This window comes from Devosia albogilva (assembly GCF_042685625.1).
GTDB classification, from domain to species: Bacteria; Pseudomonadota; Alphaproteobacteria; order Rhizobiales; family Devosiaceae; genus Devosia; species Devosia albogilva.
In genome coordinates this window covers 1,978,572-2,004,461 of sequence record NZ_JBHUNP010000001.1, presented here as the reverse complement: position 1 = coordinate 2,004,461, position 25,890 = coordinate 1,978,572, and the positions used below count along the sequence as shown (strand labels likewise).

The window sequence follows — 25,890 nt, the reverse complement described above, 5'->3', positions numbered from 1 at the left end:
AATCAACCCCCATGAACGCCACTTCGGGCAAGATCGTTCCAAACGGCGGTGCGGCCCTGTTCCTCTACGGCATCTTGGCCCGCCGGCACAATCCCGGCGCGGGTGAGCTTGACGGAGCGGTAGCGGGTGTCGGGATCGGTTTCGCCCATCTGCACGGCATCGGGGAAACGGAGGATGAGCTCGAGCGTGCCATCGGCGAGGACGTCGTCCGGCACGGGGAGCCGGAACGATTGCGGCTCGGGCAGTGCGACATCGAGGGTGTTGGTGAGTTCGCCGTCGATCAGCACCTCGACACGCTGCGGCTGTGGATCACCGTCGCGGCTGATGGCGGCGAGGTCGAGCACCAGTTCATGGGCACCGGGCTGCGGGTCGCCGCGGAAGCGGAGGCGCGAACTGGTGCCGACGGCGTGGGTGCCGTCGCCAGCCGGTCCCTCCCAACCGCAGACGCGCAGCGGCATCGCCTGTTCTCGGCCGTCGGATGTGAAGTCCACCACGGTGCCGAAGGCGTAGGTGCCGGGCACGGGCTGGTTGAGGCAGGTCGTGCTGCGATCGATGTAGTAGGCGCGGAAATCCTCCGGCACGTCGGGATTGAGCATCAGCCAGACGACGCCGGCCTCGGCGGCGAAAAGGAGGCCGGCGAGAGCATAGGCGCCCCAGCGGATGGCAGGCCGGCTGAAGATTGCGGTGCTAGACAAGGGCGAGGTTCCAATCGAGCCAGCCGAACGTCCCGTACCAACCGGCGGCCAGGATCAGCAGCATGCCAAGAACGAAGCCGATGCGGCTGCGGCCGAGGAGGTCGGCGAGCAGCAGCGACATGGGCGCCATGCCGGCAACGAAGCGGACCATGGAGGCAAGGCCGGCGAAGAGCGGCAGCGTGAGGGCGATGAAGGCGTAGATGGCCATGCCGATGCGGCCGGTGAGCACCAGCCCAACGATCAGCACGTAACCCGCAATCGAGGCGGCCGCGAGGAACTGCGACGCGGTGGGCCACCAGCCCTCCCCCGGCAGGTTGGTGAGTCCGTTCCAGATGAAGACCGGCGGCAGGCCGAAGGGACGCCCCCAGGCCCGCTGTACATGCTGGAAGGCGAGGGCATCCCCGATGTGGAAATGAAGGAACGCCATATAGGCGAAGAGCCCGAGCGGGGCGACGGCGAAGGTCAGCACCAGTTCTGGTCGGACCAGGGTTGCCGGGATGAAGTCGCGCCAGGTGCCGCCGCGCTCCCGATGCTCCACCCACACCTCCCAGAGGATGGCGAAGACGATGAACACGCCAACGATGCGGGTGGCGGAGAGAGCCGCCGCCAAGACGCCCGCCAGCAACCAGCGTCGCTGCTGCAGGGCAACGAACACCGCAACGGTGAGGAAGATGAACAGCGTCTCGGTGAAGAAGGTGGTGAAGTAGACCGAGAACGGCCCGGCGAGCAGGAAGGCGGCAAAGAGCGTGAAGGGGCGCAGCTTGCGACCGAGCAGCGGCCAGGCGACCAGCGCGGTCCCCATGCTGACGAGAATGGAAACCGCGGCGCTGAGCTGGAGCGTAGGGAGCCCCGTCAACTGGCGCATCAGGCCGATTAACATTGGATAGAGGGGAAAGAAGGCCCAGTTCGCCGCGTTGATCATTTTCGGTGTCGGAAAGGGATCATAGCCCTCTTCGGCGAGACGGACGTACCACTCGCAGTCCCAACGACACATGACCTTGAAGAAGTCGGCGGGGTCGGCGTCGGGAATGGCGAAACGATAGGCCAGAAAACGGGTTAGGAGACCGAGGCCGGCGAACACGACGACGATCGCTACGCGTTGGGCCCAGCTTGGCACCGCCGCGTCCTGCCGTGACAAAGCGACTTCCTGCACCCTGATTACCCCTCGGACCCTGGCCGACGTAACGCGGAACCGGGCAGTTCAATTATGCGTGTAGCGCATGCCCGCCATGCCACAACTTTCACACCTCGACGGCGTTGCGTGAAGTTGATGGATATCAGGCCGGTTCTTCCCAGCGTCACCATGCCCAGTAACTCAGCGTACCTTGCGTCCCGCCGCACGTTTCTCAAAGGCGCGGCGGCTACAGCCCTGCTTGTGTCCACCACGGCGCTCACGCCTGCGGTGAGTGCAGCAACTCCCCAGTCCGGTCCGTTCGACTTCGAGTCCTTCTCCCAGCGGATGAGGGATCTGGCGGCCCAGCCACATCAGCCGCCGGCACCGCTCGCTTCGGCCTTTTACGCCAATCTCGACTATGACGGGTATCGGCGGGTGCAGTTCAACACCGAACGCGCCAAGTGGATCGAGGACGGGCACGGCTATCAGGTCCACGGCTTCCCGATGGGATGGCTGTTCAAGGAGCCGGTGACCGTGTTCGAGATCGTCGATGGCGACAGCCACTCGATCGAGTTCGGCGCCGGCGACTTCAACTACTTCATGGAAGGCGAGATGAAGGAGGCGGCCGAGACCGCCACCTTCCCCGGCGTTGCCGGCTTTCGCATCAACTATCCGATCAATCGACCCGAGGTGGCCGACGAACTCGTCTCGTTCCTCGGTGCGAGTTATTTCCGTGCCCTGGGGCGCGACAACATCTATGGGCTGAGCGCTCGCGGGCTGCTGATCAACTCCTGGCGCGAGGGACCGGAGGAGTTCCCGCGCTTCTCCGAGTTCTACCTCGAAAAGCCTGTCGAACCCGGTCCGATGACGCTTTATGCGGCGCTCGAGAGCCCCAGCGTGACCGGCGCCTATCGCTTCGTGATCCACCCGGCCGGCGAGGACCAGCAGGAAACGGTTATGGAGGTCACGGCCCGGCTCTATTTCCGCGAGGCAGTGGCGGAACTGGGCATTGCGCCGCTGACCTCGATGTTCCTGTTCGACGACACCAACCGGGCCGGCTTCGATGACTACCGGCCGCAGGTGCACGACAGTAACGGTCTCCTGCTCGAGCCGTCCGAGGGGCAGCCGATGTGGCGTCCGCTGAACAATGCGTCCTGGCTCGGCAATTCCTATCTTCATGACCCGTCGGTGAAGTCGTTCGGCCTCTATCAGCGCGGCCGCGAATTCGAGACCTATCAGGACGCTGGCGCGCATTACGAGCGCCGCCCCTCGCTGCGGGTTGAGCCCCTCGGCGACTGGGGGCCGGGTTCGGTGCGACTGGTCGAGATCCCGTCCAAGCTCGAGGCCGACGACAACATCGTTGCCTTCTGGATCCCCGAGCAGCCGATCGCCGCCGGCGATGAGCGCGAATTCAGCTACCGCCTCGTCTGGGGCGACCTTTTGCCCGACTCCGGGGCACCACTCGCCCATGTGGCCGAGACCCGTGTCGGCCTCGGCGGGGTGTCCGGTGTTGCCAATGCTGCAACACTTCGGAAATTCGTCATCGATTTTGCCGGCGGCGAACTGGAGCAGATGCATCCAGATACGCCCTTCGACGTTGAGGCCACGGTTTCGGCCGGCAGCATTGTATCCACCGCCTTCTCCCGTATCCCTGCGAACGGGATGTGGCGGCTCGTGCTGGATGTGGACACAACCGGGCAGACGCTGATCGAACTCAAGGCCAGCGTCGGCACCGAGGGACGTCCGCTCACCGAGACCTGGATTTACCAGTGGCGCGGAGTGGTGGCATGAAGCATCAGGATTTCTCTTTGTACCAGGGTCTTCCCGACGCGCCCCTGCCCATGCCCAAGCAGAGGCTGGAACGCCAGCGCGGCTCCATCTTCGACCTGCTGCGATCCATGCTGCTGGTCTGGCAGCGCCCCTAAACCGATGTGCCACGGAGACGTTCATGGGCAGGGCTGAGCAGCTGCGGGCTGCCACCCTCGCCGTCGCTGCGGCGGCGAGCCTTGCCGCAGGCTGGGCTTTCCTCGATCTGATCGGAGGCAACCGGCCCACTACTCTCGACTGGATGCGCAGCATCCTGCTGACGGTGACGGTGTTCTGGCTGCTGTGGGGCGGACTGACCGGTATCCTCGGCGCGCTCGCGCCGGTGCGAAAGCCGCTCGGCTGGACCCGGCCGAAGGGCCTGACGGCCGTGCTGGTGCCGATCTACAACGAGGATCCGGTCGAAACCTTTGCCCGCATAGCGGCGATGAACCGGCACCTCGTGGAACGAGGGCTAGCGGACCGGTTTCACTTCGCCATTCTGTCGGACAGCACCTCGCTCGAAGTCGCCGCCGAGGAAGCGGCGGCATTCGAGCTGTTGTTGCGCGAGCCGCAGGCTGCCGGCCGCATCTTCTATCGGCGGCGCGAGCGCAATGTCGGCCGCAAGGCCGGCAATATCGAGGACTTCGTCGCCCGCTCGGGTGGCGCCTACGAGTATGCGCTGATCCTCGACGCGGACAGCCTGATGGAAGCCGAGACCATAGCGGCCATGGCAGCGCGAATGGACCAGGACAGCCGTCTTGGGCTGCTGCAGACCGTGCCGGAGGTGATCGGCGCCCACACTGTGTTCGCGCGCATGATGGCGTTCTCGTCGTCTTACCTGTCGCCCTATTTCGCCCGCGGCATGGCGCTGCTGCAGGGTGAGCAGGGCCCCTATTGGGGGCACAATGCCATTGTCCGGGTGCGGGCCTTTGCCCAGTGCTGCGGGCTGCCGGTTCTGTCGGGCAAGCCGCCTTATGGCGGGCACATCCTCAGCCACGATTATGTCGAGGCGGCGCTGCTGGCGCGGGGCGGCTGGAAGGTCGAAGTGGACCCCGAGCTCGGCGGCTCGTTCGAGCATGGCCCGGAGAACATGGTGGAGCACGCCAAGCGCGACCGGCGCTGGTGCCAGGGCAATCTGCAGCATCGCCGGCTGGTGTTTGCGCCAGGCCTGAAGCTCTGGAGCCGGTTCACGTTCGTCCAGGGCATCATGGCCTATGCGGTTTCCCCGCTGTGGCTGGCGCTGCTGGCGACGAGCATTCTTGCGACCGTGTTCCCGGACCGCGGCGGCATCCGCTGGGATGCAACGCCCCTGGTGCTAGGCCTGGGCGTGGCGGGGGCACTGCTGTTGCCGAAGCTCGCCATCGTGATCCGCGGCGCCATCGACGGGCACAACCGTCGCTTCGGCGGCAATCTGCAGGTGGCGCTGTCGGTGCTGGCCGAAATCGTGCTGTCGACGCTGATCGCGCCGGTGCTGCTGGCGTTCCAAAGCCGGGCGGTGATCCAGATCCTGCTCGGGCTCGATGGCGGCTGGCCGGCAACCGAGCGCGATGCACGGCGGGTGCCGCTGTGGACCGCCGTGAAGGCCAGCTGGTGGATCAGCCTGCTGGGGCTTGCTGCCATCGCCGCCATGACCATCGCGGCACCGCGCTATGTCGCCTGGCTGCTGCCGGTGGCGGGGCCCGCGGTGATAGCGCCGGTGATCATCTGGGCCACGTCGATGGGTGATGGGAGTTGGGCGCGGGGGCGGCTGTTCACCAGTCGCGCCGAACATGCACCGTCCCCGGTGATGGCGGAGAACATCCGCATTCTTGCCGCCTGGCAGAACGACATGCCGCTCGAGGTGAGTGCGGCCGCGCCGGAGAAGTCGCATGCTCCAGCGTAAGCCCACCTTCTGGGAGCGGGTGCCGCTGATGCGGCAGGTAATAGCCGGCAGCGCCCCCCTGCCCCCGGGCCAGCGCGACGAGCGGCTCGACATGTTCCGCGGCCTTGCCCTGGTGATGATCTTCATCAACCACGTGCCGGGCACCATCTACGAGCAGTTCACCAACCGCAATTTCGGCTTTTCCGATGCGGCCGAGGCCTTCGTGTTCATGTCCGGCATGGCGGCGGGGCTGGCCTATTCCGGAGCGTTCACCAATGGCTCGCCGCTGTGGCTGGCGATCGCCCGCCCTTGGACTCGGGCGCGGCAACTGTACTTCGTGCACCTCGCCATCACCGCCATGGCGCTCGGCATCTTCGCGGGCGCGGCGCATTTCTTCGGCCTCTACGAACTGCTGACCAAGAACAATCTCGGGCCGCTATTCAGCAACCCGCTGGCGGCGATGATCGGGCTGCCCCTGCTGACGCATCAGCTCGGCTATCTCAACATCCTGCCGCTCTATCTGACGCTGCTGCTGGTGACGCCACTGTTCATCATGGTGGGACTGCGCAAGCCGATGTGGCTGCTGGTGGGCTCGATTCTTGTGTGGGCGATCGCCGGGCAGTTCCGGCTCAACTTTCCGAACTATCCCAATTCCGGCGGCTGGTTCTTCAACCCGCTCTCCTGGCAATTGCTGTTCGTGCTCGGCCTGTTGTGCGGCATGGCGATGAAGCGCGGGCAACGCTTCGTGCCGGGCAATCCGCTACTGTTTCTCGCCAGCGCGGCCTTGCTGGTCCTGGTGCTTGTGTGGGTGAAGGTCCCCGACTTCGGAGCGGCCGGCCGCGAGGTGCTCGGCTTTCTCAGCCGCATGGGGCTGCCCTTCTACATCACCTGGTTCGACAAGAGTTATCTCGCCCTGCCCCGGCTGTTGCATGCGCTGGCCCTGTTCTACGTGATTGCCTCGCTGCCGATCATGCAGCGCGTGGCCGCCAGCCGCTGGGCAGCACCGCTGCGGTTGATGGGGCGGCAAGGTTTGGCAGTGTTCGCAACCGGAACGGTGCTCAGCCTGTTGCTGCAGGCGGTGAAGGCCGCCGTTCCGCCGCACCCGATCAGCGACGGGCTGATGCTCGGTGCTGGTCTCGTTGTTCTCGTGGTCCTCGCCCTTATACTCACGCGCACCGCCGAGATGCGGCGCGCTGCTGCTCGCCCACCGCAAACCGCCACTCCGTAGGAGCGCGTGCCTATGTCGCCTGTCACCTACCAAGTCCCGCTGCCGTCCCGTGAAACTGCGTTCCAGCCGGCCCCGGTGGAGCTGGCGGTGGTGGTGCCCACCTTCAACGAGCGCGACAATCTCGAAGAACTCTACCAGCGCGTGGCGGTCGCCCTGGATGGCATCGGCTGGGAGATGCTGGTGGTCGACGACAACAGCCCGGACGGCACGGCGGAACTCGCCTGGGAGCTGGGGCATCGCTGGCACAATTTCCGCTGCATCAAGCGGGTGGGGCGGCGGGGGCTCTCCTCGGCGGTGATCGAGGGAATGCTGGCGACCAATGCGCCCTATGTGGCGGTGATCGATGGCGACCTCCAGCATGACGAGGCGGCGCTGCCGCAGCTGCTCGCCAAGGTCAAGGCCGGTGCCGACATCGCCGTCGGCACCCGCTATTCGGGCGAGGGCTCGACCGGCGAGGGCTTTTCCGCCGTCCGCGCCTGGGGCAGCCGCACGGCCACGAAGCTGTCGTCCTTCATTGCCGGGCAGAAACTGAGCGATCCGATGAGCGGGTTCTTTGCCGCCCGCCGCGACCTGATCCTCGCGGTCGCGCCGCACCTGTCGAGCGAAGGCTTCAAGATCCTGCTCGACCTCGTCATCACCGCGACCCGTCGCGGCACGCCGCCGGCGGTGGCCGAAGTGCCTTATACCTTCCGGCCGCGCCATGCCGGGGAAAGCAAGATGAGCCCGCTGGTGGCGCTGCAGTTCGGCGGGCTGTGGCTATCGAAGCTTTCCGGCGGCGTGTTGCCGACCAGTTTCCTGCTGTTTTCGCTGGTGGGCTTTTCCGGCATCGCGGTGCACCTGACGACGCTATGGCTGTTCTTCGATGTGCTGAAGACCGATTTCATCCTGGCGCAACTGGTGGCGACGGTGATCGCCATGACCTGGAACTTCTTCCTCAACAACGTGCTGACCTATGCCGATCGGAAGTTGCGCGGCTGGAAGGTGCTGCGGGGACTGTTCGCCTTCTATGCCGCCTGTTCGATCGGAGCGCTGGCCAATGTGTCGGTGGCGGCGCTGATCTACCAGTACGAGCAGGTGCCGCTGCTGGCGGGGCTGGCCGGCGCGCTGATGAGTTCGGTGTTCAACTACTCGGTGACGCGCGTCTTCACCTGGCGCTGAGCGCAACCGCTCCGGTCTGGCGAGTGTTAACCCGCCAGACAAGGAGCAAGCCATGACCCGTGTGATCTACGACGTCGTCGAACATGACGGCGGCTTCGCCTACAAGGTGGGCGACGTGTTCTCGGAAACCTTCCCCACGCACCAGGCGGCGCTGGATGCTGCCGTCGCTGCCGCCGACCGGCAGCAGCAGACCGGCGAGACGGAGGCGATCCGCTACCAGACCGCCGACGGCAAGTGGCACGACGAACTCGCCAGCGGCGAGGACCGGCCGGAGACGGAGGTCGAGGACGAGCTGGTGGAGCCGAGCGAAAACGGCGAGCGGCGGGAAACGCAGCTGCCTTGATGGCTTGCGCAGGCTCTGTCCGTCACCTCTCCCCTGAGGGGAGCGACTGTCTTGATAGTCAAGCGTGTGTCCACGGCTTTTGGTCTCGGATGATGGCGTTGAGTATGACGAGGAGTTTGCGAGCGGTTGCGATAACGGCGACGAGCTTGGGCTTGCCGGCTGCCACCAGCCGGTCGCGGAAGGCCTTCAGCATGGGGTTGTGGCGGGCTGCGACCATTGCCCCCATGAACAAGGCGGCACGGACGGCTGATCGCCCGCCGCTGATGAAGCTTCTGCCCCGCCAGCGGCCGGACTGCCGGGTATAGGGTGCCAGCCCGGCGAGAGCGGCGATCTGCTTGGGCGAGAGGTGGCCAAGCTCGGGCAGTTCGGCCAGCAAGGTTCGGGCGATGGTCTTGCCAATGCCGGTTACGGAGGCGAGCAGATCCTCCTTGTCGCGCCACACCGGGGTGCCGCGCACAGTCTTGTCGATGTGGGCGTCCAACTCCTTGAGGTCGGCTTCCAGAGTAGTAACGACGCGGGCCAATGACAGCCGGACTGGTCCGGGCTGGGCCTGAGCCCGGCGCGCCCGTTCCGCCACCAGCATGGCCACCAGCTGCCGCCGCCGCGCCATCAGCGCTTCGAGCTCGGCCGTGGCCGCGTCAGCTATGGCTCGGATAGGAGGCCGCACCGCCGCCATGAACAGGGCGATGACCCGGGCGTCGATGGGGTCGGTCTTGGCTCTTAGCCCGAGCGCCTGCGCATAGTGCCGGACCTGGGCAGGATTGAGCACCACCACCGGCAGGCGTGCTGCCGCCAGTGCCGCCGCCGCCAGGCGTTCATGCCGCCCGGAGGCTTCCAGGCCGATGCCAGCAAGCCCATCCAACCGGCCCAGCCGATCCAGCAGTTCCGCCACCCCCGCTTCGTCATTGCCCACTGCAAAGCCTTCTCCGGCGGGCTGCACATGCACATCCAGCCGCGTCTTGCTCACATCGATGCCAACGGTGATCTCCATCTTGTCCCCTCCTTGCCTAATCGGGCTCGCCTTGCGGCCCCGGCGACTGTTCGGGATCGATGGATCGATGCGGGACGCCCCTTGCTCCCCTTCGAGCTGAACTGCCCCTGGGTGGGTCGAGCTGTCCCGCATCACCGCAGCGCCAACCCTACCACAGGATGGCGACCCCAAGTTACAAGAGGTGACGGACAGCGGCGGGCGAGGGGTTCAGCGCTGCGGCCTGCCATGAGGGTGAACCCCTCACCCCAGCCCTCTCCCCTCAGGGGAGAGGGAGCGCCTACCGAGCCGCCAGCGCCTGTCCGGTGAGCGAATGCTCGGCCTTCACCAGATCAGCCGGGACGCCCTCGAACTGGACCGTGCCGCCTTCGTGGCCGGCGCCGGGGCCGAGGTCGATGACCCAGTCGGCGCGGGAGATGACGTCGAGATTGTGTTCGATGACGACCACGGTGGAGCCGGCGTCGACCAGCCGGTCGAACAAGCCGATCAGGGTGTCGACGTCGTTCATGTGAAGGCCAGTGGTCGGCTCGTCGAGGACGTAGATATTGCCCTTTTTGCCGAGCTCGGCAGCGAGCTTCAGCCGCTGGCGCTCGCCGCCGGAGAGGGTCGAGAGCGGCTGCCCCAGAGTGAGATAGCCGAGCCCGACGTCCACCAGACCGGTGAGGATGCGGGCGATGGCGGGCTCGGTGAAGAACTTCGCAGCCTCTTCGACGCTCATGTCGTAGACATCGGCGATCGACTTGCCGCGGAGCTGGTGTTCAAGCACTTCGGGCAGAAAGCGCTTGCCTTCGCAGGTCTCGCAGGTGGTGACCATCGGATCGAGATGGGCGAGATCGGTGTAGATCACACCGAGCCCGTTGCAGTCCGGGCAGGCGCCCTTGGAATTGGCGGAGAACAGCGACGCCTCGACCCCGTTAGCCTTGGCGAAGGCCTTGCGGACGCCGTCGAGGATGCCGGTATAGGTGGCGGTGTTGGATCGGCGGGATCCCCGCGCCAAGTTCTGGTCGATAATGATGGTATCGGGATAGGCGGCCGGCAGGCAGCCCTGGATCAGCGATGATTTGCCCGAGCCGGCGACGCCGGTGACCACGGTCAGCACGCCCTGGGGAATGCTGACCGAGACATCCTTGAGGTTGTTGAGGCGGGCGTGCTCGATGCGGAGCTCGCCGGTCATTTTCCTGACGTCCGCCTTGAGGGGCTGATGCCGCGTGATGTGGTTGCCGGTGAGGGTGCCGGAGGTCAGCAGACCCTGGTAGTCGCCCTGGTAGACGATCTCGCCGCCCTTGGAGCCGGCCAGCGGGCCCATATCGACGACGTGGTCGGCGATGCGGATCATGTCGGGCTTGTGCTCGACGATCAGCACCGTGTTGCCCTTGTCCCGCAACTGCTGCATCAGCCCGGCAAGCCGCCCGACATCGTGGGGGTGGAGGCCGACCGAAGGTTCGTCAAACACATAGGTGATGTCGGTGAGCGACGAGCCGAGATGGCGCACCATCTTCACGCGCTGCGACTCGCCACCCGACAACGTCGCGCTCTCGCGATCGAGGCTGAGATAGCCGAGGCCGATGGTGACGAGATTGTCGAGCCGCGCCGCCAGGGCATCGAGCATCGGCTTGACCTCGCGGGCTTCGATGGTGCGGACGAGCCGGGCGAGGTCGGAGACCTGCATGGCCGACAGCTCAGCGATGTTCTTCCCGGCGACCCGGCTACCGAGAGCGGCGGCGTTGAGGCGTGTGCCGCCACAGGCGCGGCAGGTTTCGCGGGTGAAGATGCGGTCGTATTCGAGCCGGACATGCGGCTGCAGCGAGTCCGGATCCTTGGAGCCGAGGCCCTTCTTGAGCTTGGCGACCACGCCCTCATAGGTGAGGCCGATCTTGCCGACCTTGATCTTGCGACCATCATCGAGGTGAAGGAGGTTGTGCCGCTCCTCCTCGGTGTATTTATCGACCGGCTTATCCATGTCGAACAGGCCGGAGTTCTTGTAGATCTCCCACCACCAGGTATCGACGGCAAAGTCCTTGGGCAGCAAGGCGCCCGCATTGAGCGACCTGGTTTCGTCGATCACTGCCGCCATGTTCATGGCTGCGACCTGCCCGATGCCCTCGCAGTCGGGACACATGCCGCGAGGGTCGTTGTAGCTGTAGAGGCCGGGCGGCCCGAGCCGGGGCTCCGCCAGCCGCGAGAACAACACCCGCAGCATCTGCGCGGTGTCGGTGACGGTGGCAACGGTGGAGCGGGAATTGCCGCCGAGGCGCTGCTGGTCGACGATGATGGCGGCGGAGATGTTCTCGAGCAGGTCGGCATCCGGCTGGCCGTAATGCGGCATGAACTGCTGCACGAAGGCCGGATAGGTCTCGTTGATCAGGCGCTGGGATTCCGCGGCGATGGTGCCGAACACCAGCGAGGACTTGCCGGAGCCCGACACCCCGGTGAACACCGTGATCCGGCGCTTGGGGATGTCGAGCGACACGTTCTTGAGATTGTTCTCGCGTGCACCGCGAATGATGATCGACCCGTATGCGCTGTCTTCGGCAGCCATGACGCCTCCTTCGTGCTGTGCCGGGGTGATGACGGATGGCCGTGCCAGATTCCGACAGCAGGGGTCAGCCGGCGGCCTGCTTCACCAGTTCGGCGATGCGCTTCTCTTCTGCCGCGGTGATCTTCAGCAGGGCGAATGAAGTCGGCCACATATTGCCGTCGTCGAGCTGGGCGTTGGCGTTGAAGCCGAAGCTGGCATAACGCTCCTTGAACTTGGCCGCCGGCGTGAAGAAGCACACCGCCTTGCCATTGCTGTCGGCCCAGGCCGGCATGCCGTACCAGGTCTTGGGGGCGAGTTGCGGCGCTACTTCCTTGACGATGGCATGGATGCGCTCGGCCATCTGTTTGTCGGACCCATCCATCTCGGCAATCTTGGCGAGCAGGTCGGCTTCACCATCGGCCTTGCCGCCTTTCTTGCGCTCGCGCTTGGCCTCCTTCATTGCCGCCTGTTCCTCGGCGCTGAAGGTGGATTGCTTGGCTTTCGAATCGGCCATGGGGGCTCCTCCTCTTCGGGTTCGGTTTGCTAGAGCGTGGCCTTGCGGATCTGGGCGACGCCGATGCCGACGCCGATCACTGCCACGCCAGCGGCCACAAGTACGCCATAGAGCACGGTGGATGTGAACACCTCGCCCATGAACAAGGCGCGCTCCGCCTCGACCAGGTATGTGACCGGGTTGAAGCGGCTGAGCCAGAACAGCCAGTCGGGCGCCGCCGTCATGGGGAGCAACACACCACCCAGCAGCATCAGCGGCAGGGAGACGGAGTGGCTGACCAGGTAGAACAACGAACCGTCATTCTTGGTGGCAATCGCAAGCGAGTAGGACAGCGAGGCCACTCCCACACCGAACAGCAGCAGCAGGACGAAGCCGATGACGATCGGCAGGACATGCATGGTCAAGCCGAAGGGTACCGCGACGATGACGAGGATCAGCGCCTGCAGCATCAACGGTACCAATTCCTTGAGGGCGCGGCCGATCATCACTGCAGGTCGGCTCATCGGCGTTACCAGAAAGCGCTCGAAACTGCCGCTGATCAGCTCCTCGGTGAGCGCCCAACCGCAGGAGACGGTGGTGAACAGCACCAGCATGACCATCATGCCGGGGACGAACCACTGGATAGGCGCCACCCCGCCCGGCGACGGCACCTCGCCCAGCAACGGCACGAAAAAGGCGAGATAGAGCAGCGGCTGGATCAGGCCGAACGCGATCAGGTAGTACCAGGTGCGCAGGGTGGGCTTGATCTCACGCCGGAACGATATGGCGATGTCGGAAACAAAGTTCATGCGGCGGCTCCTTCCCGCAGGCTGCGGCCGGTAAGGCCCAGAAACACGTCGTCGAGCGTCGGCCGCCTGATGCGGGCGCTGATGACCTCGATGCCGCCGTCGTGGAGGCGCCGGATGAACTCGGGGAGCACCGCCTCGCCATCCTTGAGAGTGACGGCGATGGTGCGCTCGTCGCGCCGCAGCTCGCGCCGATCGGGCAGGTTGTCGGCGATGGTGGCAGCCGCTTCGGTCTGGTCGGCACAAAGCAGGCTGACTTCGATGGTGTCGCCGGCTAGCTCGGCCTTCAGGCGAGCCGGCGTGTCGTCGGCAATCAGCCGGCCATTGTCCATCACCATGACCCGCTCCGCCATGGTGTCGGCTTCATCGAGGTAGTGGGTGGTCAGGAAGATGGTCATGCCCGTGGCCTGCCGCAGCTTGAGGATATGCGCCCAAAGATTGGCGCGGCTATGCGGATCGAGCCCTGTGGACGGCTCGTCGAGGAACAGCACCGGTGGCGTGTGCATCAGCCCGAGTGCCACATCCAGCCGGCGCTTCTGCCCGCCCGAGAGCGACACGCAATCACGGTCGGCAAGAGCATCGAGCTCGAGCATGGCCAAGAGCTCGTCGGCCCGGCGACGGGCTGCCGCCTCGCTCATGCGCTGGGCGCGACCCTGGATCACCAGTTCGTCGCGCACCCGGTGGTAAGGCCCGGAGGCAGTACCCTGGCCGACATAGCCGATGAGCCGCCGCACCGCGGCAGCGTTGGTGGCGATGTCGTGCCCGCCGACGGTGCCGCTGCCCGAACTCGGCGGCAGGAGCGTTGTCAGCATCCGCACGGAAGTGGACTTTCCGGCGCCATTCGGGCCGAGAAAGGCGACCAGTTCGCCCTCGGCGACATCGAGGCTCAAGCCGCGGACCGCCTCCACTGCTCCTGCCTTGGTCTTGAAGGTGCGAGCCAGCTCTCGCGCGTGAATCATCGACCATCCTCCAGGGTTGGGCTCGAACCGGTGACGGTTGAGCAAGCCCCGTTTCGACACCGGGCTCGACTTTGTTCCAAGCCGGCCCTAAACTCCGTACAGCATACAGGGTTATTAGCAACAACCTTGTACGCTGTAAAGAGTTGTGTGAGGCAAAGATGAGCGAAGAGATCGCCGGTCGTGGCGACCCCCGGCGCGCGCTGGAGCTGATGTGGGGCCTGTCCGAGGGACGCAAGCGGGGTCCTCGGACGAAGGTGGCGTTGGCCGATCTCGTCGCGGCGGCGGTGCGGATCGCCGATGCCGAAGGCATAGAGGCGGTTTCCACCCGCAGGGTTGCCGAGGCGGTGGGTATGTCGCCGATGAGCTTTTACACCCACATCCCAGACAAGACGGTGCTGCTGGACCTGATGCTGGACGCCGCAGCCGGGCCGGCAGAGGGTGAGACGGTGGATGAACCCATCGCCTTCGATCCCACCCGGTGGCGCGACAATGTTGCCATGGTGGCCCGCGAGCTACGATCGTTCTACCTGCGCCATCCATGGGCATTGCAGATCGGCACGCATCGGCCGGTGCTCGGTCCCAACACCATGCGATCCTATGACCACTTCCTGACCGTCTTCGACGGCCTGGGACTCAGCGAGGTGGAGATGGACCTGTCGGCCACCATGGTCGCCAACTATGTGCATGGCGCAGTCCGCGACGTGGTGCGGGCCAGCATGGTGAAAGAGCAGACCGGGCTCAGCGACGACGAGTGGTGGTATGCCGTGGCACCGCTATTGGAGCAGATCGATTTCTCCCCCTACCCCGTGGCCAACCGCGTCGGCCCCGTCGTGGGCGAGCTCTACGGGCTTGGCGATCCGGACCGCGCCTTCGAGTTCGGTCTCGAGCGGCTGCTGGATGGGCTCGAGGTCCTGATCCGCAGGAAGGGCGAGGCCTAAGCGGGAACATCGGCCGGCGGCCTTCGTTGCCCCACCAGGGAAGGAGGCCAGCCATGACCCGCTCCACCGCCGAAGTGCTGGAGGATCACCTCGAATGCCGCATGCGCGGGGATCTCGAGGCGGACCTTGCACGGAACTATGCCGAGGACGTGGTGGTGCTGACCGCCACCGGCAAGCGGATCGGCCACGACGCCGTCCGGCATTTCAGCCGCATCCTCAACGAGCACGTGCCGCCGGACTATGAGTTTCCCATCAAGCTGGTGGAAGGGCGCTTCGCCTATATCGAATGGCGCGCCCGGGAGCCGGGGCGCAGCGTGGAGGATGGCGCCGACAGCTTCGTCATCGAGGACGGACGGATCGTCTGCCAGACCATCCACTACACGCTGCAGGAGACCATGCCGGAGTAGGCTGGCGCGGGGCATGAGCCCATGTTCATCGTTTCCCTCCCCCTTCTGGGGAGGGATCAAGGGTGGGGGGTGGGCAAGGCTCGGCACCTACCGCGGCAGAGCGTTGCCGGCGGCGTCAAACAGGTGGACGAGGGCCGGATCGACATGGGCCGAGACGGTCTGGCCGTTGGTGAGCGGCCGCTGGCCTTCGAGCACCACGGTCATCGGTTGGCCGTCGGTTGTGGTGGCATAGACCACCGTTTGGCCGCCGAGGTTTTCGACCAGCTCGACACGAAGGTCGGCCAGCTTGATGCCGGTGCCCTCGTTGAGGGTGATGTGCTCGGGGCGCACGCCCAAGGTTGTTGCACCGGTGGTGGTGCGGCCGAGGGCGAGCGTGTGGCCGGCCGAGGTCACGGAGTCGCCGTTGCCGGAGGTCGCCAGGAAATTCATCTTGGGCGAGCCGATGAAGCCGGCGACGAACAGGTTTTGCGGGTTGTTGTAGAGCTCGAGCGGGGCGCCGGCCTGCTCGACGATGCCGGAGCGCAGCACCACGATCTTGTCGGCCATGGTCATGGCCTCGACCTGATCGTGGGTCACGTAGATCATGGTGTTGCCGAGATCGTTGTGAAGCTTGGCGATCTCGACGCGCATGGCAACGCGCAGCTCGGCATCGAGGTTGGACAGCGGCTCGTCGAAGAGGAAGATCTTGGGCTCGCGCACGATGGCGCGGCCGATGGCGACGCGCTGGCGCTGGCCGCCGGAGAGCTGCTTGGGCTTGCGCTGCAACAGCGGCTCGATCTTGAGGATTTCGGCGGCGCGCTGCACACGCGCCTGGATCTCGGCCTTGGGCATCTTCGCGGTTTCGAGGCCGAAGGCGAGGTTCTGGTAGACGCTCATATGCGGATAGAGCGCATAGGACTGGAACACCATGGCGATGCCGCGCTTGGCCGCCGGCACCTCGTTCATGCGCTGCCCGTCGATCAGAAGATCGCCGCCGGTGATCGGCTCGAGCCCGGCGATCATGCGCAGCAGGGTGGACTTGCCGCAGCCGGAGGGGCCGACGAAGACGGTGAACTCGCCGGGGTCGATGCTGAGGTCGACACCGTGGATCACCTCCACGTCGCCATAGGCTTTGACGATCTTGCGAAGCTCGATGCTGGTCGCCATGGCTGTTCTCCTCAGGCGGCTCGGAACTGCTCGGGCACCCAGCTCTGGTAGAGCGGATGGGATGGCCCGAGCGGCAGGGGGACGTCGGTATTGGTGGCGGCGGAATGGTAGAGCGCCGTCACCAGCTCGAGCGAACGGCGGGAGTCGGCGCTGGTGACGGGGAGCGGCCCGGCACCGATCAAGGCATCATGGAAGCGGCGCATCTGCGTCTGGAAGCGCGAGGGCACGTGCTGCCAGTCCTTGAGGAGTTTCTCGATCTCCTGAGCGGTCTTGTCGGTGCGCGGCTGGATCTTCCACAGCTTGTCGCCGGGATTGTAGGCGGCGTGATCGCTCTCGAAGGTGACGTTCTCGAAAGCGAGGCGGATGCGCGTCATGTCGTCGGCCGAGCCGAGCGTGGCGGTGAGGCTGGCGAGGGCGCCGTTCTTCATCAGGAGCGAAGCGGAGATGGTATCTTCCACCTCGATCGGATTCACCCGGGTGGCGACGCGGCCGAAGACGCGCTCGATGTCGCCCATGAGATAGGTGAAGAGGTCGTGCGGGTGGATGGCGTGACCCATCAGCACGCCGCCGAGTTCGGTGGCCCATTTGCCCCGCCACGGCACGGCATAATAGGGCGCGTCGCGACGCCAGAGGGTTTCCACCGTGCCCATGAACGGCTTGCCGGCGATCCCGGCGTCGATGATGCGCTTGGCCTGTTCGATGCCGTTGCCGAAGCGGTACTGAAAGACGGGCATCAGCATGCCCTTGGAGCGCTGCTCCTCTTCCATCACGGCATCGATCTGGGCCAGAGAGCCGACCAGCGGCTTTTCGCAGATGACGTGCTTGCCGGCCTTGAGCGCGGCCATCACCATGGGGAAGTGCAGCCCCGGCGGCGTGCAGATGTCGACGATGTCGATGTCGTCCATGGCGAGGACGTCATCGAACTTCTCGACGCGGCGCTCGACGGCAAATGCGTCGCCGATCTGCGCCAGGCGTTCGGCGCTGAGGTCGCAGATGGCCTTGACCTTGAAGCAGCCTGAGTTGGGCAGATATCCCTCGACGATATGCGAGCGGCCGATGCCGCAGCCGACGACGGCGACGTTGAAGACCCGGCTCATTGTTCCCACTCCGTGCCGCGCTCGGCGAGTTGCTGTGCGGTCAGGGCCATCTTCATGGCGTTGTAGCAGCGGTCCTGCGGCATGGCCGTTTCGGTGCGGTTGCGAACATCGTCTAGGAACTGGCGCCCGAACGGCCGCTCGACCTGGCTGCAGTCGATGTGGCGCGGGCCTTCCTTGTTGACGAGGAACAGGTGGTCGGTGCCCGGGCGGCCGGCGATGTCGATATACTTGCGCAGCTCGATATAGCCCTCGGTACCGATGATGGTGAGGCGCCCGTCGCCCCAGGTCGGCAGGCCTTCGGGGGTGAACCAGTCTACGCGGATGTAGCCGGTGGTGCGGTCGGTGCGGACATGGGCATCGCCGATGTCCTGCAGGCCCGGACGGTCCGGATGGGCGCGGTTGGCGACGCTCGCTGAGACCACCTCACCATCCATGGCGCCCGAGAAGAACAGGAACTGCTCGAACTGGTGGCTGGCGATGTCGCAGAGGACGCCGCCGTAGCGCTCGCGGGTGAAGAACCAGTCGGGCCGCTGGTTGTTGCGGATCGCATGCGGGCCAAGGCCGACGGTGTTGATCACCTCGCCGATGGCACCGGCCTTGATGAGATTGCCGGCCTCGACTGTGGCGCGGACTTCGAAGTGCTCGGAATAGAGCACCGAGTAGATGCGGCCGGTCTCGCGCTGCACGCGCTGGATCTCGGCCAGTTGTTCGAAAGTCGTCATGCCCGGCTTGTCGGTCAGCACGTCCTTGCCGTGCTGCATGGCGGCGATCGAGATAGCGGCGCGGTCGGCCGGGATCGCCGAAGTCAGCACCACCGAGATGGACTCATCTTCGAGGATGGCGCGCGGATCGCTGACGCGCTTCGCCTCGGGATACTTGTTCCCGAAGTCGGCAGCGAGGTCGTCCTCCGGCGCATGGAAAGCGACGAACTCGGCGCCAGCGTCCTTCAGACAGTCGACCTGGCCATAGATGTGGGAGTGGTTGATGCCGATGGCGGCGATGCGGATGGTCATGACAAGCTAACTATGAGTGCAGTGGAGGAACCTGTCACCGCTTCATCCCTGTGGTCGCGATGCCTTCGATGAGCATGCGCTGGAAGAAGAGGAAGAACAGGAAGATCGGCACCAGGCTCAGCACGCTCATGGCGAACATCGAGCCGTAGTCGGAGGTCCCGGTGGAGTCGGTGAAGGTGCGGAGGCCGAGCATCACCGTGTACTGCCGCATCTCGGACAGGTAGATCAGCGGTCCGAAGAAATCGTCCCAGGTCCAGATGAAGGTGAAGATCGCTGCGGTCGCCAGTACCGGCATGGAGAGCGGCATGATGATCTTCCAATAGATGCGCCAGGGGCCGGCGCCGTCCATCATCGCCGCCTCATCGAGTTCGCGCGGAATGCCGCGGAAGAACTGCACCATCAGGAAGATGAAGAAGGCGTCGGCCGCAAGGAACCGCGGCACCACCAGCGGCAGGAAGGTGTTCACCCAGCCGAGGTTGAGGAACAGCACGTATTGGGGGATCAGCGTGACCTGATAGGGCAGCATCAGCGTCATCAGCATCATCGCGAACCAGAACTTGCGGCCGCGGAACTCAAGGCGGGCAAAGGCGAAGGCCGCCAGCGAACAGGCGAGCACATTGCCGCAGACGCTCAGGATCGAGATGATGAAGCTGTTGGTGAAGAAGACACTGAAGCTCACCCGCAGCCCGTTCCAGCCACGGATATAGGAGTCGATGCTCCACTCGCTCGGCCAGAGCGAGGCCGAGGTGAAGATCTCGTTCTCGGGCCGGAACGACGCCGCCAGCATCCACAACAGCGGATAGAGCATCAGGATCGACATGCCGATCAGCCCGGCATGAGCGAGAACGCTCAGGATCTTGCGCTGGGTGGGCGACAGCGTCTTGAGGCCGACGACTTCGAGCTTGGCGGGAGCATCAGTCATCGTAGTGCACCCAGTATTTGGAGGTGAGGAAGGAGAAGGCGGTGAACAGCCCGACCAGCGCCAGCAGCACCCAGGCCAGCGCCGAAGCATAGCCCATGCGGAAGAAGCCGAACGCCTCCTGGTAGAGGTAGAGCGTGTAAAACAGGGTCGAGTTGATCGGATTGCCGGTGCCGCCGGAGATGATGAAGGCGGGCGTGAAGCTCTTGAAGGCCTCGATGGTCTGGATGATGGCGTTGAAGAACACCACCGGCGTCAGGAGCGGCAGGGTGATCTTGTAGAACTGCCGCCACTTGCTGGCGCCGTCGAGGCTGGCGGCCTCGTACATGTCCTGCGGGATCTGGCGCAGGCCCGCGAGGAAGATGATCATCGGCGAGCCGAACTGCCATATCGACAGCACGATCAGCGTCCACAGCGAATATTGCGGGTTGGAAATCCAGCTCGGGCCTTCGATGCCGAAGATGGCGAGGAAGTCGTTGACGAGGCCATCACGGGCGAAGATCTGGCGCCACAGGATGGCAATGGCGACCGACGCGCCCAGCAGGCTCGGCAGGTAGAACAGCGCGCGATAAAGCGGCAGCCCCTTCATGCCGCGGTTGAGCAGCATGGCCACGGCGAGGGCGAAAGCGAGCTTCAGCGGCACCGAGAAGATCACGAAGAACATGGTGACCCGCATCGACGCCCAGAACTTGGGGTCGTTGGTGAACATGCGGATATAGTTCTGTGCGCCGATCCACTCGGGCGAGGTCAACAGGTCGAAATCGGTGAAGCTCAGATAGAGCGAGGTGATGATCGGGCCGATGGTCAGGCCGAAAAAGCCGATGAACCATGGCAAGAGGAAGAGGTAGCCGGGGGCATCGTTCTGCCACAGGCGCGACCAGAACGAGGGGCGGGCTTCCGCCGCGGGCTGATCGGTACGTTCCAGAGTGGTGGTGCTCATGGCCATTCTCGGCGGTCCTCCTCAAGAAGCTGGGACCGCCAGAGGGCGCGTCGTCCCGGAGGTCAGGTCGGGGTGCGCCCCCGCCCGGAGGCGGGAGCGCTTGGGAGGAAAGCGTCAGACGGCGCGTTCGAGGATGGCGTTGGCTTCGGCCACGAAATAGGCCGCACCATCTTCCGCCGAGCGGGCACCGAAGCCCACTTCCTGGCCAACCGTACGCAGCAGCGACAGGTCGATCTCGCCGGCAGCGGCCGGCGGGGGCGGCGGGAGCGGCCCGAGCAGGTCACCGAGGTTGGACACGAAGTTGAGCGCGATCTGGTTCTGCTCGTCCAGCAGCGGGGCGACAACCTCGCGCATGGCGGGCAGGCAGGGAATGCCGCGCTCAACGTCGAGGACCTTGGCTGCTTCCGGATCGGAGATGAAGAAGTTAAGGAACTCGGCGGCCTCCGCCTTCTTCTGCGAGGATCCGGCGATCGAGAAGAACATCGACGGCTTGCGGTAGTGCCCGCCGCCAACACCTTCGGCGATGCGCGGGTAGCCGACCATATCGATGGGATCCTGCATCAGTGCCTGGAACGCCACGAGCTGGTTGGAGTTGGCCGGGATCATCGCGGCCTTGCCCGACACCAGCATGGTGGATTCGAGCGGCCCGGTATCGAGCGCCTGCTCGTCCGGAGCGACGCACACGCCGGCTTCGCGCAGGTTGTTCCACAGGGTGAACCACTCGGTCATGTCGGCTTCGTCGAGGCCGAGCTTGCCGTCGGCGGTGTAGAGTTCCTTGCCCTTCTGGCGGATCCAGTTGTTGAGCATCGGCTCGGAATAGGAGCCGTCGGCAACGACCTTCATGCCGACGCCGGCGCTGTTGAACGCCTCGCCCATCGCCATCAGATCATCATAGGTCCAGGCATTGGTCGGCGCGTCGATGCCGGCCTTTTCGAAGGCCGCGGTGTTGACGAGCATGGCCACCGAGTTGGCGCCCAGCGAGATGCCGTAGAGCTTGCCGTCGACCTTGCCGCCTTCGAGCTGGTCCTCGTCGAAATCGGCGAGCTGCAGCTGGTTGCCGACGAACTCGTCGAGCGGGGCAATGGCGTTGCGCTTGGCGTATTCGACGATGAAGCGGTAGTCCATCTGGATGATGTCGGGGGCGTTGCCGCCGGCCGTCTGGGTGGCAAGCTTGGGCCAGTAGTCGTTCCAGGCAAGGAATTCGCCCTGCACGTCAACGCCGCTGGCGTCCTTGTAGAGGTCGGTGACCTTGTAGGTCCGGTCGGCGCGCGGCTGGCCACCCCAGAAGATCAGGCGAAGCGAGTCGGCCTGCGCCCAGGCGGGCGAAATGCCGGCCGCGCCCGCGGCCACCAGGGCAGAGCTGCCCAAGAGGAATTGGCGTCGATCGATACGGATTGTCATAATGGTTTTCCTCCCATGAACACCTGCCGTCCGCACGGCTCAACTGAAGCGGGACGCGGCCTCCTCGCCGCGTTATCACCAAACAGTTACTAAGGCCCCGAGTGTACCGTCCCTGACAGTGCACCTTCTCCCGCTATTTCGTCTGGTCGCGCCCCGACCCGGTTTGCAAATAACCAGCCAGTTACAGCTAGCACAGAGCTTCGCAGCCACGCAACACACTTGTATGGAAGCCTCCGGGGCGCAACATATCCCGGTTTTCCGGTTGTTTTCCGTTACCTCCGACGGCTCACCTGCAGCATCCTTGCGCAAAGCTGACGAAAAGAAAAATACAAATATCAGTCGCTACTATAGATGTGATCTATGGAGGAGATCACATGGACAAGCTGCTTATACAGTTCATGGCCGTAGCGGAGGCGGGCAGCCTGAGCGGGGCGGCGCAGGCGCTGTTCATCACCCAGCCGACGCTGACCTTCAACATGCGCAAGCTGGAGGAGACGCTGGGCGTGCCGCTCCTGGTGCGGTCATCGCGCGGGGTGGAACTGACGCCTTATGGCGAGACGCTCTACCAGAATGCGCGGTTGATGCGGCGGCTCTACGACAACACCGTCAAGTCGATCGAGCACCAGAAGGGCCGGATCGAGCAGGGCCTGTCGATCGGGTCGGGCTATTCGTGGTGGACGCTGTTCATCCGCGACATGGTGGTGGAATATGGTGAACGCCACCCGAGCGCGCGCGTGCATGTGAGCCTCGGCAACCAGTTGCGCTGCATGGACCAATTGCTGTCGGGCGACATCGCGCTGTTCGTTGCCCATGAAATCGAGGGGCTCAACCGCTCGACCGGGGCGCGCTTCCTGCCGCTGGGGCGGGTGGAGCAGGGCTATTTCGTCCGCGGCGGTCATCCGCTGCTGGACCGGCCGCGGAGCCTGGCGGAAATTGAGACCTATCCGGCGGTGACCAGCGCCCTGCCCGAGATCCGCCACCAGCGCTTCTTCGAGACCTGGAGCCGCAGCACCGGCGCGGCAGCCTTCGACCAGGGCAAATATGCCTTCGCCTCCAACTCCCTGCAGGCCTGCCTCGATTATGTGGAGAAGACCGATGCGGTGCTGGCCCATACCGCGGTGATGGGGGAGGAATTCCAGCGCCGCGGCATCGGGCAGATCGAGGTCACCGAGCCGACGCGGCAGAATCGCGTCGGCATCTATGTGCTCAACGAACGCGCTGCCGAGCCGCGGGTGACGGAGCTGGTCGAGTGGATCAGGCGAGCCGCCGCCGGCGTGATGCCGACGGCGTAGCGCTCAGAAGCGCATGCCCCGGATCTCCGAAGCGGTGTCGACGGTGTGCCGGTAGAGATGCCAGGTGGCGTGGCCGAAGATCGGCAGCACGATGGCGAGACCGACGAAGAGCGGCAGCGACGCGATGAACAGGCCGGCCCCGATGATGACGCCCCAGGCGAGGATCGGCAGCGGATTGCGCATGAACACCCGCAGCGATGTTTCCACCGCCACATAGGCGCCGACGTCGCGATCGAGCAGCAGCGGGAAGGCGACGACGGAGAGCGCCAGCGCAGCAAGGGCGAACAGGGCGCCCAGCATGGTGCCGACGATGATCAGCGTGGCGCCGCCGGGTTCGGTGGTCACCTGGGCGATCAGCGCCGCCAGGGTGCGGGGCGTCGAACTGCCGAACAGCGATTCATAGAGGGCCTGGGCGCTGGTCAGCCACAGGGTGAACAGCACGAAGAGAAGCGCACCGACGGCGAGGATGCCGGGCATGGCGGGCGAGCGCAGCACCGCGAAGGCATCGCTCCAGGACGTGTCGAGCCCGGCCTCGCGACGACGGGAGACTTCGTAGAGCGGCAGGGCCGCCAAGGGCCCCAGCAAGGCGAAGCCGCCGACCAGCGGATAAAGCAAGGGCCAGGTGTGATAGCCGTTCATCCAGATGGTGAGCACGACCCCGGCGATGACGTAGATGACGGCGATCAAGGCGTAGTGGCTGGGCTTTTCCCAAAAATCACGGGCGCCCAACTTCAGGCAGGTGAACAGATCGGCCATGCCGATAGTGTTCACCATGGGTTTGTCGAGGCGTTCGCCGTGCCCCGCAATGACGTGAAAATCGGCCATGGTGGTTCTTCCTCCGTTCAGGAGGCCACGAGGCCGTCAGAAGCGCCGCCCCTTGCGTTCCGCGAACCCGCGACCGCAACGAGGGCTTAATATAGCCCGGGAGCGACGTTTTGTCGCCCCCGAGATGGATCGTGTGGAGGGGCTCCGACACAGCCACTGCGTGTCATGCCGGTGACAGCGGGGATTCATCGCGAGATCTCAGGATGGGCCCCCGCTTTCGCGGGGGTGACATCCGGTGGGTAGTGGAACATCGAAGCCGAACGGCCTTGATGACGGTCCTAGATCTCGTAGCGATCCGACTCGTGCCGCTGCGGACGGTAGGTGAAGTAGTCGAAATCGGCATTAAGCGCGGTGCCGTTGAGGTCGCTGGCGGCGACGCCGACGAAGGCGCCGGTGAAGCTGCCATGGGCCTGGTGGCCGCCGCATTCGTCCGAGAGGATCGAGGCGTCGAGAACCGGGCCGATCGGCTGCAGGTCCTGACCCTCGAGAGCGTAGAAGAACTGCAGGCTCTTGCCGCGGATCTGCAGCGCCAGCTTCACCTTGCCCTGATTGGGGATCTGCACCGGCTCGGCGGGGAAGTTGAGATTGCCGTCGGGCCAACTGATCTCGGAGCTCATGATCAGCAGTTCGCGCTGGCCGTCTGAGTGTGCCGTGACGGTCAGGTAGAAGAAGTTGTAGCGCGAGTAGTAGGCGGTGAGCCCGGCGAACTGGCGTTCGTCGGTGGGCGAGAAATCGATCACCGTCTCGGCGTCGTAGCTGAAATGGGTCTGGCGGCGAGCGACCAGCGCCTGCTCGAACCAGGAGCCGATCGATTCACGACCGAACAGGCGCAGCTTGCCGCCTTCGGTGGTGAAGATGCGCTCGGTCTCGGGGGTGCGCAGCCACTGGAAGTCCTTGGGCAGGCCGTTCTCGAAGGTATAGCGCTGCTCGGCCCAGTACTTGCTGTCGTCGCGGGTGCCGGGCACTTCCACCTTGAGCGAGGGAACCGGGCCGTTTTTGACGTAGAGCCAGTCGTCCTCGCCCCAGTAAGCTTCCTGGATCGAGGTCTCACGGCCGAGAACGCAGCGGCGTTCCTGGGTGGTGGGGCGGCCGCCGAGGTGGACGAGGTAGGTCTTGCCGTCGGGCGTTTCGACGAGGTCGCCATGGCCGGCGCGCTGGATGGCGGCGAAGGGCGCGTCCTTGGAGGTCAGGACGTGCTTATCGGGATGGGTTTCGTACTGGCCGTCGATGGTGCGCGAGCGGGCGAAGGTGCAGGCGTGGTCATAGGCCGTGCCGCCTTCGGCGGTGAGCAGGTAGTACCAGCCGTTGCGCTTGTAGATGTGCGGGCCTTCGACGAGCTTGAGGTCGGTGCCCTGATAAATATTGGTGCGCGGTCCGACGAGCTTGCCGGCCTTGGGATCGAATTCCTGCAGCGCAATGCCCGCAAACTTCAGCGGGCGGGTGCGGTGGTCCCACATCATGTTGACGAACCACTTGCGGCCGTCGTCGTCGTGGAACAGCGAGGGATCGAAGCCCGAGGAGTTCACATAGATCGGATCGGACCAGGGGCCTTCGATCGACTCGGCGGTGACGATGTAGTTGTGGGCGTCCTTGAACGAGCCGTCCTTGCGCTTGACGTCGGTATAGACCAGCCAGAAGCGTTCGCCGTCATGGGTGATGTCGGGGGCCCAGACGCCGCACGAATCCGGATCGCCGCGCATGTCGAGCTGCGATGCGCGGCTGAGCGGACGGGAGACGAGCTCCCAGTCGGCGAGGTCCTTTGAATGGTGGATCTGCACGCCCGGGTACCACTCGAAGGTGGAGGTGGCGATGTAGTAGTCGTCGCCGACGCGGCAGATGGAGGGGTCCGGATTGAAGCCGGGGAGAATGGGATTGGTGATTGTGGCCATGAGAATGCGGCTCCATCGCCCTCTCCCCTTGCGGGAGAGGGTGCCCGAAGGGCG

Annotated in this window: 24 protein-coding genes; 9 read left to right on the top strand and 15 right to left on the bottom strand. The window is 65.1% G+C overall.

Annotation, left to right across the window (positions count from 1 at the left end):
* Positions 1-2: 2 nt before the first annotated feature.
* Both ACFSX5_RS10155 and ACFSX5_RS10150 read right to left on the bottom strand, forming a co-directional pair.
* Complete coding sequence (locus tag ACFSX5_RS10155; RefSeq protein ID WP_386833239.1) at positions 3-695, bottom strand: hypothetical protein; 693 nt, start codon at positions 693-695, stop codon at positions 3-5.
* Positions 688-1,812, bottom strand: a complete 1,125-nt coding sequence (locus ACFSX5_RS10150; RefSeq protein ID WP_386833238.1) for a hypothetical protein — start codon at positions 1,810-1,812, stop codon at positions 688-690. The genes ACFSX5_RS10155 and ACFSX5_RS10150 overlap by 8 nt, the downstream gene beginning before the upstream one ends.
* 186 nt (positions 1,813-1,998) lie before the next feature.
* Here ACFSX5_RS10150 and ACFSX5_RS10145 point away from each other — a divergent pair, with 186 nt between their 5' ends.
* The 6 genes from ACFSX5_RS10145 to ACFSX5_RS10120 are packed head-to-tail and all read left to right on the top strand — an operon-like array spanning position 1,999 to position 8,205.
* On the top strand, positions 1,999-3,600 hold the full coding sequence (locus ACFSX5_RS10145) for a glucan biosynthesis protein (protein ID WP_386833237.1): 1,602 nt from the start codon (positions 1,999-2,001) through the stop codon (positions 3,598-3,600).
* Complete coding sequence (locus ACFSX5_RS10140; protein WP_386833235.1) at positions 3,597-3,734, top strand: hypothetical protein; 138 nt, start codon at positions 3,597-3,599, stop codon at positions 3,732-3,734. The genes ACFSX5_RS10145 and ACFSX5_RS10140 overlap by 4 nt, the downstream gene beginning before the upstream one ends.
* Positions 3,735-3,757: 23 nt before the next feature.
* The gene (gene mdoH, locus ACFSX5_RS10135; protein ID WP_386833234.1) at positions 3,758-5,497 is read left to right on the top strand and encodes a glucans biosynthesis glucosyltransferase MdoH; all 1,740 of its coding nucleotides are present in this window, start codon (positions 3,758-3,760) and stop codon (positions 5,495-5,497) included.
* Positions 5,484-6,704: an OpgC family protein gene (locus ACFSX5_RS10130; RefSeq protein ID WP_386833233.1), complete on the top strand. Its 1,221-nt coding sequence runs from the start codon at positions 5,484-5,486 to the stop codon at positions 6,702-6,704. The genes mdoH and ACFSX5_RS10130 overlap by 14 nt, the downstream gene beginning before the upstream one ends.
* 12 nt (positions 6,705-6,716) lie before the next feature.
* Complete coding sequence (locus ACFSX5_RS10125) at positions 6,717-7,862, top strand: glycosyltransferase (RefSeq protein ID WP_386833232.1); 1,146 nt, start codon at positions 6,717-6,719, stop codon at positions 7,860-7,862.
* 52 nt (positions 7,863-7,914) lie between these two features.
* Positions 7,915-8,205 (top strand): DUF2188 domain-containing protein, encoded by a 291-nt coding sequence (locus tag ACFSX5_RS10120; protein WP_386833230.1) that lies wholly within the window; start codon positions 7,915-7,917, stop codon positions 8,203-8,205.
* Positions 8,206-8,263: 58 nt separating this feature from the next.
* Here ACFSX5_RS10120 and ACFSX5_RS10115 read toward each other — a convergent pair whose 3' ends face one another.
* From ACFSX5_RS10115 to ACFSX5_RS10095, 5 genes are all read right to left on the bottom strand, one after another.
* A complete protein-coding gene (locus ACFSX5_RS10115) occupies positions 8,264-9,196 on the bottom strand; it encodes an IS110 family transposase (protein WP_386833229.1) in 933 nt (310 codons plus the stop codon).
* A gap of 277 nt (positions 9,197-9,473) precedes the next feature.
* Complete coding sequence (locus ACFSX5_RS10110; RefSeq protein WP_386833228.1) at positions 9,474-11,732, bottom strand: ATP-binding cassette domain-containing protein; 2,259 nt, start codon at positions 11,730-11,732, stop codon at positions 9,474-9,476.
* Between the two features lie 64 nt (positions 11,733-11,796).
* Positions 11,797-12,225 (bottom strand): iron chaperone, encoded by a 429-nt coding sequence (locus ACFSX5_RS10105; protein ID WP_386833227.1) that lies wholly within the window; start codon positions 12,223-12,225, stop codon positions 11,797-11,799.
* A gap of 29 nt (positions 12,226-12,254) precedes the next feature.
* The gene (locus tag ACFSX5_RS10100) at positions 12,255-13,013 is read right to left on the bottom strand and encodes an ABC transporter permease (RefSeq protein ID WP_386833226.1); all 759 of its coding nucleotides are present in this window, start codon (positions 13,011-13,013) and stop codon (positions 12,255-12,257) included.
* Positions 13,010-13,969 (bottom strand): ATP-binding cassette domain-containing protein, encoded by a 960-nt coding sequence (locus ACFSX5_RS10095; protein ID WP_386833224.1) that lies wholly within the window; start codon positions 13,967-13,969, stop codon positions 13,010-13,012. Before ACFSX5_RS10095 ends, ACFSX5_RS10100 begins: the two co-directional genes overlap by 4 nt.
* Before the next feature lie 158 nt (positions 13,970-14,127).
* On the opposite strand from ACFSX5_RS10095, the gene ACFSX5_RS10090 reads away from it, so the two are divergent.
* Together ACFSX5_RS10090 and ACFSX5_RS10085 are read left to right on the top strand one after the other, a co-directional pair.
* On the top strand, positions 14,128-14,907 hold the full coding sequence (locus ACFSX5_RS10090; RefSeq protein WP_386833222.1) for a TetR/AcrR family transcriptional regulator C-terminal domain-containing protein: 780 nt from the start codon (positions 14,128-14,130) through the stop codon (positions 14,905-14,907).
* Positions 14,908-14,960: 53 nt separating this feature from the next.
* On the top strand, positions 14,961-15,314 hold the full coding sequence (locus ACFSX5_RS10085; RefSeq protein WP_386833221.1) for a nuclear transport factor 2 family protein: 354 nt from the start codon (positions 14,961-14,963) through the stop codon (positions 15,312-15,314).
* 87 nt (positions 15,315-15,401) lie between these two features.
* Here ACFSX5_RS10085 and ACFSX5_RS10080 read toward each other — a convergent pair whose 3' ends face one another.
* From ACFSX5_RS10080 to ACFSX5_RS10055, 6 genes are all read right to left on the bottom strand, one after another.
* Complete coding sequence (locus ACFSX5_RS10080) at positions 15,402-16,460, bottom strand: ABC transporter ATP-binding protein (RefSeq protein ID WP_386833219.1); 1,059 nt, start codon at positions 16,458-16,460, stop codon at positions 15,402-15,404.
* An 11-nt stretch (positions 16,461-16,471) separates the two neighbouring features.
* Positions 16,472-17,557: a Gfo/Idh/MocA family protein gene (locus ACFSX5_RS10075; protein WP_386833218.1), complete on the bottom strand. Its 1,086-nt coding sequence runs from the start codon at positions 17,555-17,557 to the stop codon at positions 16,472-16,474.
* A complete protein-coding gene (locus tag ACFSX5_RS10070) occupies positions 17,554-18,570 on the bottom strand; it encodes a Gfo/Idh/MocA family protein (RefSeq protein WP_386833217.1) in 1,017 nt (338 codons plus the stop codon). The genes ACFSX5_RS10075 and ACFSX5_RS10070 overlap by 4 nt, the downstream gene beginning before the upstream one ends.
* 34 nt (positions 18,571-18,604) lie before the next feature.
* A complete protein-coding gene (locus ACFSX5_RS10065) occupies positions 18,605-19,492 on the bottom strand; it encodes a carbohydrate ABC transporter permease (protein WP_386833215.1) in 888 nt (295 codons plus the stop codon).
* Complete coding sequence (locus ACFSX5_RS10060; RefSeq protein ID WP_386833214.1) at positions 19,485-20,429, bottom strand: carbohydrate ABC transporter permease; 945 nt, start codon at positions 20,427-20,429, stop codon at positions 19,485-19,487. The genes ACFSX5_RS10065 and ACFSX5_RS10060 overlap by 8 nt, the downstream gene beginning before the upstream one ends.
* Before the next feature lie 114 nt (positions 20,430-20,543).
* Entirely contained in the window at positions 20,544-21,830 is a 1,287-nt protein-coding gene (locus tag ACFSX5_RS10055; protein WP_386833213.1) for an ABC transporter substrate-binding protein, read from the bottom strand.
* A 374-nt stretch (positions 21,831-22,204) separates the two neighbouring features.
* On the opposite strand from ACFSX5_RS10055, the gene ACFSX5_RS10050 reads away from it, so the two are divergent.
* Positions 22,205-23,122 carry a LysR family transcriptional regulator gene (locus ACFSX5_RS10050; RefSeq protein ID WP_386833212.1) on the top strand — a complete coding sequence of 306 codons (918 nt, stop codon included), beginning with the start codon at positions 22,205-22,207 and terminating at the stop codon, positions 23,120-23,122.
* Positions 23,123-23,125: 3 nt separating this feature from the next.
* Here ACFSX5_RS10050 and ACFSX5_RS10045 read toward each other — a convergent pair whose 3' ends face one another.
* Both ACFSX5_RS10045 and ACFSX5_RS10040 read right to left on the bottom strand, forming a co-directional pair.
* Positions 23,126-23,947, bottom strand: a complete 822-nt coding sequence (locus ACFSX5_RS10045) for a DUF2189 domain-containing protein (protein ID WP_386833211.1) — start codon at positions 23,945-23,947, stop codon at positions 23,126-23,128.
* A gap of 278 nt (positions 23,948-24,225) precedes the next feature.
* Entirely contained in the window at positions 24,226-25,836 is a 1,611-nt protein-coding gene (locus ACFSX5_RS10040; protein WP_386833210.1) for a glycoside hydrolase family 43 protein, read from the bottom strand.
* Positions 25,837-25,890: the final 54 nt, after the last annotated feature.